We start from the raw sequence: 18,615 nt of genomic DNA, 5'->3' as shown, positions 1-18,615 counted from the left end.
CCCGGCATCGCTGCCGGGGCTTGATCGTGAAGGCTGCAGTGGCCGCCGAGGCGGGCGCGGGCGTCAGAACTCGTGCCAGCTGGTGTCGCCGTTGGCAGCCGCTGCCAGGGCCGGGCGCGCCGGACGCGTAGTGGCTGTCGGCGTGGCGGCCGCGGCACGCTTGTCGGCTGGCTTTTTGACGGCCTTGACCGGCGACGGAGCGGGGCGGGCCACTGCCGTCGCCACGGCGGCGGTGGGCTGAAGCTTGAAGATCGCCACCGCGTCGGACAGCTGGCCGGCCTGTTCTTCCATTGCGCGTGCGGCGGCGGTGGCTTCTTCCACCAGCGCCGCGTTCTGCTGGGTGGCTTCATCCATCTGGGTCACGGTGAGGTTGACCTGCTCGATCCCGGACGATTGCTCCTGCGAGGCGGCGGAGATCTCGCCCATGATGTCGGTGACGCGTTGCACGCTGGCCACGATGTCGGCCATGGTCTTGCCGGCTTGGTCCACCAGCGCCGAGCCTTCGGTCACCTTGCTCACCGAATCGTCGATCAGGTGCTTGATCTCCTTCGCGGCGCCGGCGCTGCGCTGCGCCAGCGTGCGCACCTCCGAGGCCACCACCGCAAATCCACGCCCCTGTTCGCCGGCACGCGCGGCTTCCACCGCCGCGTTCAACGCCAGGATGTTGGTCTGGAAGGCGATGCCGTCGATGACGCTGATGATCTCGGCGATCTTCTTCGAAGAGACTTCAATCCCGGACATGGTGGTCACCACCTGCGCCACCACGCTGCCGCCCTGGGAGGCGACCGCCGCCGCGCCGATCGCCAACTGGTTCGCCTGGCGTGCATGCTCGGCATTCTGTTTGACAGTGGAGGTGAGCTCTTCCATCGAGGCGGCGGTTTCTTCCAGGTTGGCCGCCTGCTGCTCGGTGCGCTGCGACAGATCCTGGTTGCCGGCGGCGATTTCGCTGGCGGCGGTATTGATCGAGGTGGTGGCGTGCTGGATGCGCCCGACGATGCCCGACAGCTGCTCGGTGGTGGCATTGGCGTCGTCGCGCATCTGCGCGAACACGCCATGGAACTGCCCGTGCATGCGTTCGCTCAGATCGCCGGCGGCAATGGCCTGCAGCACCTTGGACAGCGAGGCCAGGTTGGCGTCGGCGGTGGCCATCAGCTGGTTGAGGCTGTCCACCATGGCGTGGAAGTCGTACTGGAAGCGCTGCGCATCGCCGCGCACGCTGAAATCGCCGTTGGCGGCGGCCTGCGCCAGCGTCTTGATCTCGCGGTTCATCGCCGAAAGATTGGCCTTGACGGTATCCATGGTGTCGCTGAGCACGGCCTTTTCGCCGGGCAGGCGCTGCATGTCCTGGCTCAGGTCGCCGATGGCGTAGCGCGACATGATCTGCGCCAGACTGGTCTGCAGGGTCACGTGCGCGCCGACCAGGCTGTTGGTGTCGTGCACCATCGTGCCGAAATCGCCGGGAAATGCCTGCGGATCCATGCGGTAGCTGATCTGTCCGGCGTCATGGCGTTGCGCCATCTCCGACTGGGCGGCCAGCACGGCCTGCAACTGTTGCTGCATGCCCTGCATGCTGTGCAGCAATTGCCCGGCTTCGTCGCGGCTATCGACCTGGATGACGTTATCCAGCTTGCCCTGGGCGATGGCACCGGCCACGCGGGTCGCACGGCCGAGCGGGCCGGCGATGCTGCGGGCAATGAACCAGCCCGCAAACGCGGCCAGCAGCACCGCCAGGGTCATCGCTGCAACCATCACCTGTACCGAGCGTCGATAGGCTGCTTCGGCCTGATCGATCTCGTTAGTCATGTGTGCGGTATTGAACTTGGTGAGCTCCACCAGCTTGGCGAACAGCTCGCGCCGCGCCGGCCGCGATTGCTCATCGGACACGCTGTTTGCGGTGACCACATCTCCGGCACGCACGGCGGCACTGAGCGCAGCATTGGCCTTGTAGTAATCGGCCAGCTTCTGTTTGACCTCGCCATACAACTCGGTCTCCTTGCCCGGCGTGGTGGTCTTGGCATAGGCGCTCTGCGCGGCGTCCACGTCGGCACGCGCCTTGTCCATGCGTTCGAAATAATTCTGCACCGCCTTCGGGTCGTCGGCGTGCGCCAGCTGGGCCAGCTCGTAGGTGCGGAATTCGCCAAGCAGCGCGCGCATTTCGCTCAGCTGCTGCACTGCCGGCGCCCACACGTTGCCGATCTCGCGCAACAGGTGCGCGCTCGACTGCATGCGCGCAAGCGCAAACACGCCCAGGCTCAGGGTGATCAATGCGGTAAAGGAAAACGCCACGGCCAGCTTGCGGGCAACGGCAAGATTGCGGAACCAGTTCATAGTGGTCTTCTCGTGTTGCAGAGAACGACTGGCCTCGTGGGCGCCCGTCACTAGGCGGGCCAAAGACGATGGCAGAGTCGAAAGATCCGGACAAAGGGCCAGAATCTCCGTCGGTCGTGTCGGGCCGGACGGGTGTCACTGATGCCGGCAGTCCCCATACTGCCGGCGATCGCTCCGGGTCCGGCCGCTGGGCGGCCGTCTCGTGGAGCCTTGCACTGCGGCGTCCCTGCCGCAAGGTATTGCGTTACGCGGCCTGCGGCACTTTCAGCGAGCGCACCAGGCCACCGATATCCACGATCAGCGACACCCGGCCATCGCCGAGGATGGTGGCGCCGGAGACGCCCGGGATGCGGCGGTAGTTGTTTTCGATGTTCTTGACCACGACCTGTTGCTGGCCGAGCAGTTCGTCCACTTCCAGCGCGATCTTCTGGCCGTCGCCTTCCACCACCACCACCAGCGGTTCCTGCGAGGACTGCTGCCCGCCGAAGCCGTAGTAGTTGGTGAGGGACAAGATCGGCAGATACTCGCCGCGGACCCGCAACACACGGCCGTCGCCGGCCATCGAGCGGATGTCTTCGGCGGCCGGCTGCAGGGCTTCGAGCACATAGGCCAGCGGCAGGATCAGCGTTTCGCCAGCCACTGACACGGTCATGCCGTCCAGGATGGCCAGGGTCAGCGGCAGACGGATCAGCACGCGGGTGCCGCTGCCGGCATTGCTTTCCAGCTGCACTTCGCCGCCCAGGCCCTGGATGTTGCGGCGGACCACGTCCATGCCCACGCCACGGCCGGACAGGTCGGTGACCGCATCGGCGGTGGAGAAGCCGGGTGCGAAGATCAGGTCCCACACCTGCGAATCGGTCGGGTTGTCCGGCACGGCAATGCCGCGTTCGGCGGCTTTTTCCAGGATCTTGGCGCGGTTGAGGCCACGGCCGTCGTCGCTGACCTCGATCACGATGTGGCCGCCCTGATGCGAGGCCGCCAGCGTGATGGTGCCGGTCTCGTCCTTGCCGGAGGCGCGACGCGCATCGGGCATTTCCAGACCGTGGTCGATCGAGTTGCGCACCAGGTGGACGAGCGGGTCGGCGATCTTTTCGATCAGGCCCTTGTCCAGTTCCGTGCCTTCGCCGATCGTGCGCAGGCGCACCTGCTTGCCGAGACGGCTGGACAGGTCGCGCACCAGCCGCGGGAAGCGACGGAACACCGCATCGACGGGCAGCATGCGCACGCCAATGACCGCTTCCTGCAGGTCACGGGTATTGCGTTCGAGCAGATCCAGGCCGGCAAACAGACGCTCGGCATGCGCCGGGTCCAGGCCGGTGGAGACCTGCTTGAGCATGGCCTGGGTAATCACGAGTTCGCCGACCAGGTTGATCAGCGCATCGACCTTGTCGACGCTGACGCGGATCGAGCTTTCCGCTTCGGCAGCCGCAGCCTTGGCCGGCGTTGCGGCAGCAACGGCCACCGGTTCGGCGGCAGCGGCCGGAGCTGCGGCGGCCACCGGTGCGGCCGGTGCATCCACGGCCAGGCTCGGCGGCGGGCCGGGCACCGCCATCGGGCGGATGTCCAGTTCGCAGTCGTCCACGACCCAGGCAAAGGTGTCTTCGATCTTGCTGCGCGGGATCTTGCCGATCAGGCCCAGATCCCACGCCAGATAGGCTTCCAGCGGGTCGATGTTTTCAAAGCCGGGTATGCGCTCCAGGCGTGCGGCAATCTGCAGCGGGCCCAGATGCTCCAGCTCGCGGATGATGCGCAGTGGATCGTTGCCGCTCATGAACAGCGACGGCGCCGGGGTGAAGCCGATGTGCCAGGCTTCGGGCTCTTCTTCCTTCGGCTTGGCAACCGTGGCGGCTGCCGGGGCTTCGCCGGCCAGAACGGCGTTCAAGCGCGTATGCACGGCCTTGACCGCGGCCGGGTCGGCCGGCGTGCCGTGTTCGGCTTCGCGCAGCAGGGCGCGCAGCACGTCGACCGAGCCGAGCATGGCATCGACCGCATTGGGTTCGAGCTGGCGCTTGTTGGAGCGCAACTCGTCCAGCAGCGTCTCCAGCACGTGGGTCAGGCCGGCCACGGCCTCGAACCCGAACGTGGCAGCGCCGCCCTTGATGGAGTGCGCGGCACGGAACACCGAGTTGATGATTTCCGGGTCGCGGTTGCCCTCTTCAAGGGACAGCAGCCCGGCCTCCATCGCATCGAGCCCTTCGCGGCTTTCCTCGAAAAAGGTGGCGTGGAAACGTTGCAGGTCCATGCTCATGGGCGTGAAATCCGAAAGTGAAGCGAAAAGGAATTAACCCAGAACCTTCTGGACGGTGGCGATCAGCTGTTCCGGATTGAACGGCTTGACCAGCCAGCCGGTGGCACCGGCCGCCTTGCCTTCGGACTTCTTGTCGGCCGCCGACTCGGTGGTGAGCATCAGCATCGGGGTGAACTTGTAGTCCGGCAGCTGGCGCAGCTCGCGAATCAGCGAGATGCCGTCCATGTTGGGCATGTTGACGTCGGTGACCACCGCATTGAAGCGCTGGCCCTTCGCGCGGCCCAGCGCAACGGCGCCGTCTTCGGCTTCTTCGACGGCAAAGCCGGCAGAGGTGAGGGCGAAAGAGACCATCTGGCGCATCGACGCCGAATCGTCCACCACCAAGATACGTGCGCTCATGCGGCGTTCTCCACAGATTTCAGGTTGTCATTGGATGCGGAAAGCCCCAGTGCGTCGGTGACGCCGAGCAGACGTGCCGCATCTCTAAAAGTGTCGTTGCAGCCATCGAACTCGGTGTGCAGACCGGCCTGGCGGCGGCTCTGCACAAAGGCGCAGAGCAACTGCACGCTGGCGGTGTGGATACGCCGGACTTCACCGGCATCAAGCACCAGGTCGCCGTCCTGGGTGAGGAATCCGGCAAGCTTCTGCTTGAGGTCGGCGCTGGTCTCGATGCCGAGATCCTCACCCAATGTCACTGTGCTCATTGTTGCTCCGAACGGATGGTTCTATGCGTACTAACGGCGGAAGGCGGAAAAGCTTTAACGGTGAATCGGCAACACGCCAGATTGTGCAAGCTGCGTATCAATGCAGCAGGTGCGTGGCATCGAGCAGGATCATCGGCTGATGGCCCAGGCGCGCGACACCGCGGAACAGGTTGTTGGAAATGCGGCACAGGCGGGCGTTGTCCGGCGGCTCGATCTGCTGATCGGTCAGGCTGGTGACATCTTCCACGGCCGACACGCGCAGGCCCATGGTTTCGCCGTTTTCTTCCAGCACCACCACACGCGTTTGCAGGTCCATGTCCACCGGCGTGGAGCCCAAATGGATGCCCAGGTCGATCACCGGCACCACCTGGCCACGCAGGTTCATGATGCCGAGCATCGCGCTGGGCGTGCCGCGCAGCGGCAGCAACGGGACCGGTAGTACCACTTCCTGCACCTTGAGCAGTTCCAGCGCATAGGTCTGTTCGCCGCAGCGCAGACGCAGCCAGCGGGTGCTGCGTTCGCTGGCACGGCGTTCGGCGTGGATCGTGTCGGCCTGGCCGGGGGCCAGCAGCGCCTGCAGGCCTTGCGGATAGACCGGGCCGGGTGCGGCGCGCGGCGGTGCCGGCGCTGCACGCGGGATGGGTGCCGGCGCGGGCGTGGGTGCAACGGCAGGTGCGGCGTCCAGCCCGAACGCCGGGTCGGCATCCATTTCTGCGAGCAGGTCGGCAGTGAGCAGATCGACCGCGGAGCCCGGCGCGCCGAAGGCAGGATCGGCATCCATTTCGGCCATCAGATCGGCCGTGCTCATGAACGCGCTGGGGGCCGCCTCGGCAAAAGCCGGGTCGGCATCCATCTCGGCCAGGAAATCGGCAGCGATGTCGGCGGCACTGGGGCCGGCAACCACCGGCGGACCGAAGGCCGGGTCGGCGTCCATCTCCGCCAGGAAGTCGGCAGCGATGTCGGCGGCACTGGGGCCGGCAACCACCGGCGGACCGAAGGCCGGGTCGGCGTCCATCTCGGCCAGGAAATCGGCGGCGATGTCGGCGGCACTGGGGCCGGCAACCACCGGCGGACCGAAGGCCGGGTCGGCGTCCATCTCGGCCAGGAAATCGGCAGCGATGTCGGCGGCGCTGGGCGCGGCAACCACGGGCGCACCGAAGGCCGGATCCGAATGCATGTCGGCCAGCAGGTCGGCGGCGATCACCTCCGGGGTGGCGGTGATGGCCACCGGTGCGTCGGCCAGGGCCACGGTGTTTTCGTCGCTCGCGGCCAGCATCACCGGCGGCTCGGCCGCGCTGGTCACTGCCACGGCGGCGGGCGCTTCCACGCCGGCATCGTGCAGCAGGCCTTCCAGATAGTCGTCCAGCTCACCGTTGGCGGTGTGGTTGCTCATGCGGCTTGCTCCATACGCATCGCGTCATCGGCCAGCACCCATTCCAGCGCGCGGCGATAGGCGGACAGGCCACGGCCCTGATAGTCGCCACCGGTGGCCGGGACGGTCAGTGCAGCGGCATTGCAGATTCGGGTGTCCACCGGCACCGCGTCTTCCCAGACGACCGGGCCGTAGGTGGCCTGCATTTCCTTGAGCGTCTCGGTGCCGGCGCGGGTGCGGCGGTCGAACAGGGTCGGCAGGATCGACACCGGCAACTCGCGGCGGCGCGAACGCTGCACCATGTCGGCCGTACGCACCATGCTGGCCAGGCCATGCAGCGCGAGCGGCTCGGCCTGGGTCGGTACCACCACGCGGTCGCAGGCGGCCAATGCATTGATCATCAGCAGGCCGAGCGTGGGCGGGCAGTCGAGCAGGATGTAATCGTGCTGGCCGGCATGGCGGGTCATGGCGTTCTGCAGTGCCAGGCCCAGGCCGGGCTGGTTGGCGCTGCGGCGTTCCAGGGTGGCCAGTGCGGCTTGCGCGCAGACATACGACAGGCCGGGGATGCTGCTGTCGTGCGCCAGGCTGGCAAGATCGCTCGGCGGGGTGCCGAACAGGTCAAGCACCCCGCGCGGCGGCGGGTCGATCGCCACGCCGAACGCGCGGGTGAGCGAGGAGTGCGGATCGAGGTCGATCAACAACACCCGGTGGCCGAGCGCAGCCAGGCCGCGACCCAGTGCCAGCGTCGTGGTGGTCTTGCCGACGCCGCCCTTTTGGTTGGCGATTGCCCAGATACGCATCTCACTGCACTCCTTGAATTACGGCGGGGACGGAACTTGTGCCGCTTTCGGTGGTGACGGCCGTTTGGCCGCCGTCAGACTTGGGTAGCTTTGGCGCCCCGGCGGCGGTCGCATGCAACTGCGATGGCGGATCGGGTGCGAGTGAGCCAGCTGAGTCAGCGAGGATGATCAACACCACACGCCGGTTCGCATTCCGTCCCGCCTCAGTTGAGTTATCGGCACGTGCGCGGAATTCTCCATAGCCCACCATCGCCAATCGTTGCGGGGCGATGCCATCGTCGGCAAATAGGTGCACCACGCTGGCCGCGCGCGCCGCCGACAGCTCCCAGTTGGACGGAAATTGCGCGGTGGCGATGGGCTGGTTGTCGGTGTAGCCCTCCACACGCACGCCATTGGGCGCATCGCGCAGCACCGCCGCAAGCGTGGACATGGTGCCGCGCGCACCGCCGGCCAGGGTGGCCGAGCCGGTGCCGAACAGGATGTCGCTGTTGATCTCCACCTCGATCCACAGATCGTTGCGGCGAATGGTGATGAGTTGCTTGTCGATCAGCGGCGCCAGCGTCTTGCCCAGTTGCTGGGCCACCGCATCCATCTGGCGTTGCGCACGCGCCAGCTGCGCCTGGTTGCGCAACGACACCGGCATGCGCATCTGCGCGGCCATCGACGGCAGCAGGGTGGGGTCGGTGGGACCGTTGGAGGCGGCCATCGGCGCGCCAGCCTTGATCACCGACGGCCGGTCGTAGTCGGCGCCCAGGGTCTGGGTCTTGCCCAGTTGCACCGGGCTGGCGGCATTGGACGAGCCGCCGAAGGCGCTGGTCAATGCCTGCGCCATGACCTTGTATTTGCCTTCGTTGAGCGAGGAGATGGCGTACATCACCACGAAAAACGCCAGCAACAGCGTCATCAGATCGGCATACGGAATCGCCCACGCTTCGTGGTTGCCATGTTCTTCGTGGTGTTTGCGACGACGGGCCATAACGAGTTAATGCAAGTAGCCTGCCAATTTCGATTCGATGTTGCGCGGGTTCTCGCCCTGGGCGATCGCAATCAGCCCTTCGATCGCCATTTCGCGCTCGTTGGTGCTGCAATGGATCACGCTCTTGAGCTTGGCGGCCACCGGCAGGAACAGCAGGTTGGCCGAGGCGATGCCGTAGATGGTGGCAGTGAAGGCCGCGGCGATGCCGTGCCCGAGCATGGCCGGGTCGGCCAGGTTCTTCATCACCGCCATCAGCCCGAGCACCGCGCCGATGATGCCCAGGGTGGGGGCGTAGATGCCCATGCCCTCGAACACCTTGGCCGCGGCAAGATCCTGACGCTCCTGGTTGTCCACTTCGATCTCGAGCATGTGGCGCATGGCTTCGGGCTCCACGCCATCGACCAGCATCTGCAGCCCCTTGCGCAGGAAGGCGTCGCTCTGGCGCGGCAGCTGGTCTTCCAGGCCCAGCAGGCCCTGGCGACGCGCGATGTTGCTCCATTCCACGATCCGCGCGACAAGCTGCGGCCGGTCGCTGGCCGGCGGCTGCACCACCCAACGCAGAATCTTGAACGCGCGCCGGAAAACTGCCGGCGAGGTATGCAGCAGGATCGCCGCCACGGTGCCGACGATCACGATCACGAAGGCAGCCGGCGACCACAGCGACGAAATGCCGGCGCCCTTCAACACGCTGCCGCCGACGATCGCCACGATCGCCAGCACCAGTCCGATGATGCTCAATCTGTCCATGCATGGGGTATCGGCCCAAGTGCGGCGGACTTGATAGATGCGCCGGGTTGGGGCGCCAGAAAGTTGTCGTTCTGGGGTGTGGGCCTTTAATTGCCGGCTTCGTTGCGTGCGGTATGCGCGGCCGGGGATCGGTTCCTCGGCTCGACAGACATCCTGTCTGACTCGCCGTCGCAGCGCATTCCCGTGCCGCTCTCCGCCGATCTCCGGCCACACTGCTGCCTCGGCACTTTACTGGTGTGATTTCGAGGAGTCCTGAGTCCGGCGCGGCACTAAAGCCTCTCTCCTGCGGGAGATGGGTTGGGGTGAGGGTACGTCCAGGCGCGGACTATCAGCTGTCGGCTTCGGTAAGGGGCACCAGCGCGGCCGGGGACTGGCTTTTCGGCGCGACAGACATCCTGTCTGACGCGCCGTCGCGGCACATCCGTGTGCCGCTCTCCGCCAATCCCCGGCCACGCTGGTGCCTCGGCACGTTGTTGGTGTGATTTCGAGGAGCCTTTGGTTAGGTGACGTTAGGGAAAACCGCTTGCGCCCGGTTGCGGGCGAGCGCGTTTTGCTGGCGCGATCGAGCTGCTGCTGCAGGCGGCAGGCTGTGCTGTGCAGCATGCAAGCGTGGCGAGCTCTGCAGGTCGTGGATGTCTTAAAGCGCCGCGGGCCTGTTGCGCGGCAGAATGCGTTGCTGCAGGGGCTGTGGTACTTAGTTTCCCACTGCATTAGAACGATCTAATTGCGCCCGCGCAGAAGCGGACGCAAGAGGAGGGGGCCGGGTCGCTGCAACGGCGCCGGATATGTCTGTGTCACTTCGCGCGGCGTTCTTGTCCGATCGTTGGATCGACAGAAATCCGCCGGAGCCGATCACCTTTGGGAGAGCATGATCGAAATGAACTGCATGCCATTCGCACGCCACCGCAGCACGCTGTCCGCCGGTATCGCCATCGCCTTGTTCGCGAGCGCCGCCTCCACCGCCGCCGCCCAGCAGGCCGACGGCACGCCGGCGCCCACGGGCCAGGCCGAGGTGCAGGCCGAGGTGCAGGCCACGGACCTGGACGCAGTGACGGTGACCGGCTACCGCTACGCGATCGAAAAAAGCCTGGAGCAGAAGCGCAACGCCAACGCCGTGGTCGATGTGATCACCGCCGAGGACGTGGGCAAGTTCCCCGACAAGAACGTGGCCGATGCGCTGCAGCGCGTGCCCGGCGTGGTCATCAGCCGCGACGGCGGCGAGGGCAAGAACGTCAGTGTGCGTGGCCTGTCCTCGGAGCTGGTGCTGACCGAATTGAACGGCAACTACATCGCCACCGCCGAGTCCAACGGCGACCCGACGCGCTCGTTCAACTACACGCTGCTGCCGTCGAACCTGCTGGGCAGCGCGGAGTTGTACAAGACCCCGGAAGCGCGCATCGACGAAGGCGGCATCGGCGGCACGGTGATCCTGCAGACGCGGCGCCCGCTGGAACTGGAGCCAAACTCCGGCTTCGTCTCTGCCGAGGGCACCTGGTCCGATACCAGCAAGAACACCGACGGCCAGTTCTCCGGTTCCTACTCGTGGCACGACAAGGAAGACCGCTTCGGTGTCTTCGTTGGCTACACGCAGCAAAAGCGCACCGCACGTACGCTCGATGCCAGTACCGAGAGCTGGCAGTGGTACGGGCGCGACGAAGGCGGCCCGGCGGTCGACGTCAACGGCAATCCGTCGGACTTCAATGCCAATTGGTGGGGCGGGACCGGCTTCTGGAACCAGGACGGCAATTACGCCACCGGTTTCATGATGCCGACGGCGGTCAGCCTGGGCGCCAAACGCGAGGAGCGCGAGCGCAAGGGCGGGCAGCTAACCTTGCAGTTCAAGCCGACCGACGACCTGACCCTGACCGCGAACTACTTCCGCTTCGACCTGTCGCAAGACTCGCAGACCAATACCATCAAGATTCCCGAGTGGAACATCGCCCGTTATAACGGCGACGGCAATTGGCGCGGCGGCCGTCTGCTCGACCGGCTGCAGTTCGACCCCAGCGGCACCATCGTCACTGGCGCCGCCTACAGCCTGCGTCCGGGCAAGACCTACTACTGCAGCGAGGCCGAGGCCGCCGCGGCCGGCCTGCCGCCGGGCGGCTGGGGCTCGGACGACTGCACGGTGCCGACGCCGCAGATCACCGGCAGCTACAACATCGAAAAATCGCAGTCGCAGACGGTGGACCTGGGCGGCGAATGGCGTGGCGAGCAGGTGGACGTGGCGTTCAAGGCCGGCCGCACCTGGGCCAAGGGCGGGCCGGAGCTGCAGTTTTCCCTGCCGATCAAGCCGCGCCTGCAGAACGCCGACGGCAGCTGGACCAACGGCAACTTCGCCAGCGCCTGGGACCTGACCGGCACACCGAGCATGACGTTCTCGCCGGAGCTGATGCAGAACCTGCGCGACGGCATCCTGCAGGTCGACCTGGGCTCGACCGGTTCGTCCTGGACCCGCAACACCAACCAGCAGCAGTACGCGCAGATCGATACCACCTGGCATTTCGACGGCGAGGTCTTCGACTCGCTGCAGTTCGGCATCAAACGTCGCGACGGCGGCATCCACCGCAGTACCGGCAACAACTACTGGGTGTGCCCAGGCACCGACCCGGGCGACTACGACAACCGTTATTGGAATGGGCGCTGCAATGCCATCGCCACGCAGTTCTCGCCGGGGCTGCTGTTCGCGCAGGACAACCTGGCCGGCGGCGTCAACGCCAGCGCGTTCCCGGCGATCAACTTCCCGGGCTACATCGGCTACTTGAACCAAACCTACGGCGCCATGCAGACCCGCAGCGAAGACAACTTCGTCTACAACGTCGACGAAGAGATCTATTCCAGCTACCTGCAACTCAACTTCCACACCGAGCGGCTGCGTGGCAACGTCGGCGTGCGGGTGGCGCGCACCGGCCAGCGTGCCGAGTCCACCGACAAGGTGACCGCCTACAACGACTATTTCTTCGACGGCGCAGACGGTAATCCGCTGGCCTGCCAGCAGGGCGCCGGCACCCCCGGCGGCGCGCCGGCCGATACCTATTGCGGCACCGAAGGCTACTGGCGTTTGGCCGACAGCGTGCAACGCACCGAGTCGTTCGTGATCAGCGGGCTGGACCGCAACTACACCGACGTGCTGCCGAGTTTCAACCTGGCCTACGACCTGACCGAAAACCTGCTGCTGCGCGCGGCAGCCGCGAAAGTGATCGCACGTCCCAGCTACAACGACATCGCCGCGCCTGGCAGCCTGGAGTTTTACAGTCCCGAGTACGTGGCCGACCGGCGCCTGACCGGCGGTGCCAGCGAACAGGGCTGGTATGGCTCGGGCAGCAACAAGAACCTGGAGCCGTACAAGGCCAACCAGTTCGACCTGGGGCTGGAATGGTATTTCCAGCCGGGCTCGGTGGCAGGTGTGGGACTGTTCCGCAAGAACGTGGAGAACTTTGCGGTCGACGTGATCAGCGACGTGAACATGATGGTCGACGGGCAACCGGTCACCGTGCAGAACTACAGCACCCAGGCCGGCGGCCAGGACGCGGTCTCGCAGGGTGTGGAGCTCTACGCGCAGCACACGCTGCCATTCGGTCTCGGTGTGCAGTTCAACTACACCTACAACGATGCCAGCAAGGCGGCGGTGCGGCTGGAAGACGGTACCGAGGTCGGCAAGACCTCCATGCCGGGCAGCGCCAGGAACCAGACCAACCTCACCGTGTTCTACGAAGCCGACAGCCTGCTGCTGCGCGCCTCGTACAACCGTCGCGGTGAACTGGTGCAGGGCCTGGTCAACGGGTTGAACGTCTTTGAGGAGCCGTACTACCAGATCGATGTCAACGCGGCCTACAACATCACCCCGGCGCTCAGCCTCACTGCCTCGGTGCTGAACCTGACCAAGCAGGAGTCCCGCTCGCACCTGGGCGAGGACACCCGCGCGCGCTTCTATACAGGCGGCTACGCAGGCCGGCTGGCGTATCTGGGGCTGACCTATAAGTTCTAGGCGCCAACGTGTCGCGCCCATGCTTACCGCGTGGTGGACGGTATGGGCGCGATGGTTTGGCGATGGCCGGGCTGCGGTGGAAGTGAACCTGGAACCGTTATTTCGGAACCGTTATTTCGAAGCAGGGAGCCCTTGAGATACGCTTTCGGCTTCCTACGGAAGGCGAAGCACATGAAGAGATTTGCAAGGGTTCTCTTGCTCTTGGCTGCATCTTCAGCACACGGCCAAGGCAAGATCGAGTACGACGGTGTGGCCAAAAATATGGACGCCTACAAGCAGGACGCTGAGCAGGCGTCAGGCACACTCCAGAAGCGCATTGCAGGACTTGTTGTTGCGCCCGGTGCATGGGAAAAGAAGAGCACAAAGATTTGCTCTGAGCTGGGCCATGCTTTGAGGCACGCAGTGGAGATGCGGATAAGTGACGGTGCACTAGTCATGGCTGCAATTTCGATGGATGGCGATAAGCCGGCTGGTCAGACACAGCACTATCGCTATGCCGCGGCGCAGATTTTTCATGGTGCCATTCGTGACGCAAAGGATGCCACTGAGGCACTAGATAAATGCCTGGCTGATTATAATTAAGGGTCTTGCCGGCGTATGTGTCTCTGGAAAAAGTGCACCTGGAACCGCTTTTTGGTTGAAACCGCCTTTCCCGCCTACACATATGCTTTGAGAAGAGCCGGCTCATAGCCACTGCATGATCTTCCGACCTGTAACGTCAAAGAATTGACGGAATAGGGTCGCGGAACAGGCCTTTTCACGTACGTTTTATAGCGCTAGGCTGTGCTTAACGGATTTATGGGATTTCCAGTGACGGAACTAAAATCAAGCGACCTTGAGGCAATTCTATCTGGGGATGCGAATCAGCTGGATGTGCACCTGACCCTGATAGAGAAGTCTATACCAATCGCAGGATCTGAGATGCGCTTGAGCTGTCATTGCCTCTCAGTTGATGCAAACGGGCGGGTCAAGGTGTCGCGACTTGTTGAGTATCTTCGTCTTGTATTAACGGACTACGCAATTCCGCGGGCTAAGATCGAGGCAGCGCGAAAGAGGGACGCTGAATTCAAAAGTTCTACGGCGATGAATGCGCTTCTTTTTGAAGCCCGCAGTCTATTTACCGATTTGAATAATAGTGGCGAGGGTGGGGAGATGCTTCTCTACGTCCTCGCCCAGCATTATCTTAAAATTCCGCAAGTGCTGTGCAAGATGGATCTAAAGACCGATTCGAAGATGCACTACCACGGTGCGGACGGCGTGTACGCAGGGGTTACAGATGAAGGTGTCCTCAAGCTCTACTGGGGAGAGTCCAAAGTCTATGCCACGCCTAGTTCAGCAATTTCCGCATGTCTTCGCTCACTCGCCCCATTCCTTTCACAAGAGGAGAGCGAAGAGGCGGAGCGAGAGAGAGATCTTGTGCTCCTCAGCGACAAAGCAGATCTCAGTAATTCTGAACTAACTTCTGCGTTCAAACGATACTTCGACAAAAACTCAACTATGTCTAATCGAGTGCGTTATTGCGGAATAGGGCTTGTCGGGTTCGACTCGGCGATGTACCCAGAGGCGAACGGCAGCGCTATTGCGGCAGAGCTCGCTGCGCAAGCAAAATTAGACATCCAGGATTGGCTTATCCAGGCCAAGAAACATGTGGAAAAAAGAAAAATAGAGAAGTTTGAGATAGAGCTTCTGTGTGTGCCGGTGCCCAAGGTGAGCACATTCAGACGGGAATTCTTGCGCGCGTTGGGGATCACAAAATGAGTGCAACGGAACTGCAGGACTGGCTAGTGGAGGATGGTGTCCGGGATGAAATTGCTCTCATCTCTCGGAAGATGGTCGAGATGGAATTTGAACTCTCCCCCAGTAAGGAATCTTCGGCTGATTACCAGCCTATCGACTGGCAGCGTTTGCTCTTGGCCGGGAGCATACTCGCTCGGTCAAGGATTCGGAGCCATGAAGAGACAGCGTTGAAGATCGCGACGGCAGCTGTGCTGCTCCCAGAACGAAAAACTTGGCGGGACGCGGGTGCGATCTTGCTTGAGAAACTATCAAATCATCGTGCGGTCACCCTCGCTGAAGAGCGTGCGCTCATCAGCCCAAGACTGGATGGCCGTCTAGGAATTACAAGTCGCCTCGAAGCATTTCGTAGGCAGATGGAGACAACCGTCCTCGAAAAGTTCACGGGGAAGTGGTTGCCAGTTAATGACTTTCAGCGCGACTTCTGGAGCGGGGCGTCATCGGATGAGACGTCCTGGCTATCGGCTTCCGCGCCCACCGCGTCTGGAAAGACGTTTCTGGTGCGCAAATGGCTGATCGACCGGATGTTGACAAGCGATTCGACCGTTGCCGTGTATATCGCACCGACGCGGGCGTTGGTCTCAGAGGTCGAGTCTTCAATAATTGAACTCGTCAGCGAGATGGAGGTTGCGGATAGAATTCACGTGGCATCGTTGCCGCTCAAAGATAGCTACATCGTCCCTCTGAAGCAGGCAAAGAAGGTCATTCTTATCTTTACGCAGGAGCGGCTTCACCTTTTGGTAAATGCAGTCGGAGATGGTCTGCGGATTGATCTTCTCGTGGTAGACGAGGCGCATAAGATCGGAGATGGTGGGAGAGGGGTCATTCTTCAATCGGCGATAGAGCGCGTGGCATCAGGGAATCCATCCATGCGAGCTGTTTTCATCAGTCCCGCGACCCAGAATCCCGGAATTCTGTTACAGGACGCGCCGGCCATAGCCAAGAAGGTCGCCGTGGATAGCGACTTCCCAACAGTTCTTCAGAACATAATCCTGTGCTCACCGTGCGCCGGCAAGCCATTGGAGTGGATGCTTGATCTAAGAACGCCCTCCGGTATGCTTCCGATTGGAAGTCTCATTCTTAAGAATAGGCCTACTAGCCTATTGAAGAAGATTGCATCCATTGCGGCCGCAGTCGGTCATCGCGGTGGGACGCTGGTGTATGCGAATGGTGCTGCGGATGCTGAAAAGATCGCGATGCTCATCTTCCAGCAAATCGAAAGCGATACTGTAATCGATTCGGAGCTTGCCAATCTTGCAGATCTTGCGCGAAAGGGAGTTCATCCTGAGTATCAGCTTGCCAATGTGGTAGAGCGAGGGGTTGCGTTCCACTATGGAAACATGCCTTCTCTTCTTCGTCAGGAGATTGAGAAGCTCTTCCGCATCGGAAAGCTAAGATTTCTGGTCTGCACGTCCACATTGGTTGAAGGAGTAAATCTATCCTGCCGCACAATCGTCGTACGAGGCCCTCGCAAAGGGCGCAGTCATCCTATGGGAGCAGCTGACTTCTGGAACCTGGCCGGTCGTGCCGGTCGCTGGGGGAATGAGTTTCAGGGAAACATTGTCTGTATTGACCCAAATGATTCTGATGCTTGGCCTTCCGGGGTTCCAGAGCGCTCTCGCTATCCTATTGAGCGAGAAACGGATGCAGTAATGGATAGAGTTAACGAACTCGACGCGTACATAAGGGCAAGGCCAGATGCAGGGGACAGAGAGATACTCGATAATTCGGATCTCGAGCATGTTTCATCCTATCTTCTGGAAGTGTATATGAGGAGTGGATCAATCCTCGATGCCCCATTCGCGTTGCGCCGTGACGCTGCCGATATCCTCGCACTAAACAGCAGCCTGGCGTCGGTGGTTCCTGCGATTGAGCTTCCTGCAGATTTAATCTCCCGACACCCAGGCGTTGCAGCCCTTGGTCTCCAGAAGCTATTGCAGTACTTCAGACGTTTCTTGGGAAGAGAAGAGCTGCTGCTACTTGAACCAGCTGATAGCGACAAGGCGTACGGAAGGTTCAATGCGATTATGAGTGCTATCAACGAGCACGTATTCCCTGCGTTTCAGCCTCCCTCTGCTACAACCGTGTACTCGATCGTAGTTCTTGACTGGCTTAGGGGATACTCTCTCAGATACATGATAAGGAAACGAATTGACTACCTAAACCGCAAGGGAAAGGAGGTCAAAGTACCTTTGATCATCAGAGAGACCATGGAGCTTGTCGAGCAGGTCGCCAGATTCAAGGCGCCCAAGTACATCGCGGCATACGTCGATGTTCTAAAGTTCTTCCTCGCAGAGGCGGATCGTGCCGATTTGTTGAGTGATGACATCGACATAGGGACGGCGCTAGAGTTTGGTGTTTCAACGCGGACCATGCTGTCATTGATGGAACTGGGGTTATCTCGAATGAGTGCAGTGGAAATTAATGATATCATTGCCAATGATCAGATGAATCAGAATGAATGTCTTAACTGGATGCGTGACAACATTAATTTGATCGTCGGGTCTGATATACCTGTAATCATAGTAAGGGAAGTTCAATCAATCATCGATAGTGTGAAAAATTCGGGGGTTTAATGGCCGCAAAGTCTGTGCAGGTGGGTAGTAGGGTCTTCGTCCTACAGAAGGATGCCCTTCAATTTTTTAAGGGAATGCTGGGTAGATATAGAGTGGGTGATAGAGTCCTAACCGATGACGAGGTGGATCTACGAGCGCTACTTACCCTGCACATAGATAGCGTGCAGAAGATCGGAGCCGGAGTGGATCATTTTGAGGTGTTAGAAGACGGCTACGGTGGCCGATGTTTCTGGATATTTAGGATCGATGGCACTCTCGAGAAGTTCTCCTACATAAGCTGCGTAACAGGTCGATAACGGAAAAATAGGACGGAGGTAATGGAAACAACGGTTCCAGGTTTACTTCCACTGCAGCCTGGTAGTCGCCAAACCATCGCGCCCAAGCCTGCCGCGCGGCGGTATGGGCGCGCCGCTCCGGCTCTCGGATCATCCGCGTTACCTGCATTACCTGCAGGTTGAAGGCCTTAACGATGGGTCTGCGTTTTTTGTCGTATCCAGTCCGTGATGGGCTCAGGTGCACTTATCAGGCGACGGCGCTCGGCTTGCGTGGCCCGTATTGAACTGCGCTAGCGGCGCACACAGCCGCGCGAGACCTGCCAGCGTGTATTGACACGCGAGACCGCGTACTTGCAATCTAGGCCCAAGGAGCGTCGAAACTCCTCTCATAGCGGTACCCACCTCCGTCAAACCGGTGGGTTTTTTGTGCCTGCGTCCTGCAGGTGCAAGCCGACGCAATGCCTGTGTCGGGAGGGCGGCTAATACAACACCCGCAAGGGGAATACGCCCGCCGGCTATGAGCGGTTTCGAACCTCCCGACATCCCGTCGCCGTTGGCGGCGGTTCTTGGGTTGTTCCAGGAGGGCGTTGCCATGTCTATCGCACCATCCATGCCGGCATCTGTGCCGGTTGATCTATTGCCAGCCTTCGCTCACCGCCTGCAGTGGAATGTGGGCGAGGTGCTGCGCCGGCTCGCCGGGTAATCCCCCCGCTTTGAGCGTTCGCCAAAAGTAGAGCTAGGCGGCCATCGCCAATTTCATTGCTGGCGTGATACCGCCGAGCGCCATGTTGGGGCGCTCATGGTTGT

General features: G+C 62.2%; 12 protein-coding genes and 1 pseudogene. 5 read left to right on the top strand and 8 right to left on the bottom strand.

Annotated features, from left to right (window positions below):
- Positions 1–63: 63 nt before the first annotated feature.
- The 8 genes from XnspCFBP7698_RS20660 to XnspCFBP7698_RS20625 all read right to left on the bottom strand — a co-directional run bounded on the left by XnspCFBP7698_RS20660 (position 64) and on the right by XnspCFBP7698_RS20625 (position 9,175).
- The gene (locus XnspCFBP7698_RS20660; RefSeq protein WP_104581459.1) at positions 64–2,328 is read right to left on the bottom strand and encodes a methyl-accepting chemotaxis protein; all 2,265 of its coding nucleotides are present in this window, start codon (positions 2,326–2,328) and stop codon (positions 64–66) included.
- Positions 2,329–2,572: 244 nt separating this feature from the next.
- Positions 2,573–4,576 (bottom strand): chemotaxis protein CheA, encoded by a 2,004-nt coding sequence (locus XnspCFBP7698_RS20655; RefSeq protein WP_104581460.1) that lies wholly within the window; start codon positions 4,574–4,576, stop codon positions 2,573–2,575.
- 33 nt (positions 4,577–4,609) lie between these two features.
- On the bottom strand, positions 4,610–4,975 hold the full coding sequence (locus XnspCFBP7698_RS20650; RefSeq protein ID WP_002806565.1) for a response regulator: 366 nt from the start codon (positions 4,973–4,975) through the stop codon (positions 4,610–4,612).
- Positions 4,972–5,280, bottom strand: a complete 309-nt coding sequence (locus XnspCFBP7698_RS20645; RefSeq protein WP_039413671.1) for an STAS domain-containing protein — start codon at positions 5,278–5,280, stop codon at positions 4,972–4,974. The genes XnspCFBP7698_RS20650 and XnspCFBP7698_RS20645 overlap by 4 nt, the downstream gene beginning before the upstream one ends.
- 97 nt (positions 5,281–5,377) lie before the next feature.
- Positions 5,378–6,673: a chemotaxis protein CheW gene (locus XnspCFBP7698_RS20640; RefSeq protein WP_104581461.1), complete on the bottom strand. Its 1,296-nt coding sequence runs from the start codon at positions 6,671–6,673 to the stop codon at positions 5,378–5,380.
- Entirely contained in the window at positions 6,670–7,452 is a 783-nt protein-coding gene (locus XnspCFBP7698_RS20635) for a ParA family protein (protein ID WP_047696185.1), read from the bottom strand. The genes XnspCFBP7698_RS20640 and XnspCFBP7698_RS20635 overlap by 4 nt, the downstream gene beginning before the upstream one ends.
- Before the next feature lies 1 nt (position 7,453).
- Positions 7,454–8,428: a flagellar motor protein MotD gene (motD, locus tag XnspCFBP7698_RS20630; RefSeq protein WP_104581462.1), complete on the bottom strand. Its 975-nt coding sequence runs from the start codon at positions 8,426–8,428 to the stop codon at positions 7,454–7,456.
- 6 nt (positions 8,429–8,434) lie between these two features.
- Positions 8,435–9,175, bottom strand: a complete 741-nt coding sequence (locus XnspCFBP7698_RS20625) for a flagellar motor protein (RefSeq protein WP_039565224.1) — start codon at positions 9,173–9,175, stop codon at positions 8,435–8,437.
- Positions 9,176–9,998: 823 nt separating this feature from the next.
- On the opposite strand from XnspCFBP7698_RS20625, the gene XnspCFBP7698_RS20610 reads away from it, so the two are divergent.
- The 5 genes and pseudogenes from XnspCFBP7698_RS20610 to XnspCFBP7698_RS21920 form a co-directional block, all read left to right on the top strand.
- Positions 9,999–13,163, top strand: coding sequence for a TonB-dependent receptor (locus XnspCFBP7698_RS20610; RefSeq protein ID WP_199680257.1), 3,165 nt, complete (start codon positions 9,999–10,001; stop codon positions 13,161–13,163).
- A 171-nt stretch (positions 13,164–13,334) separates the two neighbouring features.
- Positions 13,335–13,745, top strand: a complete 411-nt coding sequence (locus XnspCFBP7698_RS20605) for a hypothetical protein (RefSeq protein ID WP_146093272.1) — start codon at positions 13,335–13,337, stop codon at positions 13,743–13,745.
- Positions 13,746–13,973: 228 nt separating this feature from the next.
- Positions 13,974–14,921 carry a DUF1837 domain-containing protein gene (locus XnspCFBP7698_RS20600; RefSeq protein ID WP_199680256.1) on the top strand — a complete coding sequence of 316 codons (948 nt, stop codon included), beginning with the start codon at positions 13,974–13,976 and terminating at the stop codon, positions 14,919–14,921.
- Positions 14,918–17,533 carry a DEAD/DEAH box helicase gene (locus XnspCFBP7698_RS20595; RefSeq protein WP_104581466.1) on the top strand — a complete coding sequence of 872 codons (2,616 nt, stop codon included), beginning with the start codon at positions 14,918–14,920 and terminating at the stop codon, positions 17,531–17,533. Before XnspCFBP7698_RS20600 ends, XnspCFBP7698_RS20595 begins: the two co-directional genes overlap by 4 nt.
- Positions 17,534–18,223: 690 nt before the next feature.
- Positions 18,224–18,502 (top strand): annotated as a pseudogene (locus tag XnspCFBP7698_RS21920) (hypothetical protein); the annotation flags it as partial.
- Positions 18,503–18,615: the final 113 nt, after the last annotated feature.

The sequence above is a fragment of the Xanthomonas sp. CFBP 7698 genome (assembly GCF_003600855.1).
Taxonomy (GTDB): Bacteria; Pseudomonadota; Gammaproteobacteria; order Xanthomonadales; family Xanthomonadaceae; genus Xanthomonas; species Xanthomonas cannabis.
Note: the sequence above shows the minus strand (reverse complement) of the source record. Positions and strands in the feature narration are given on the sequence as shown.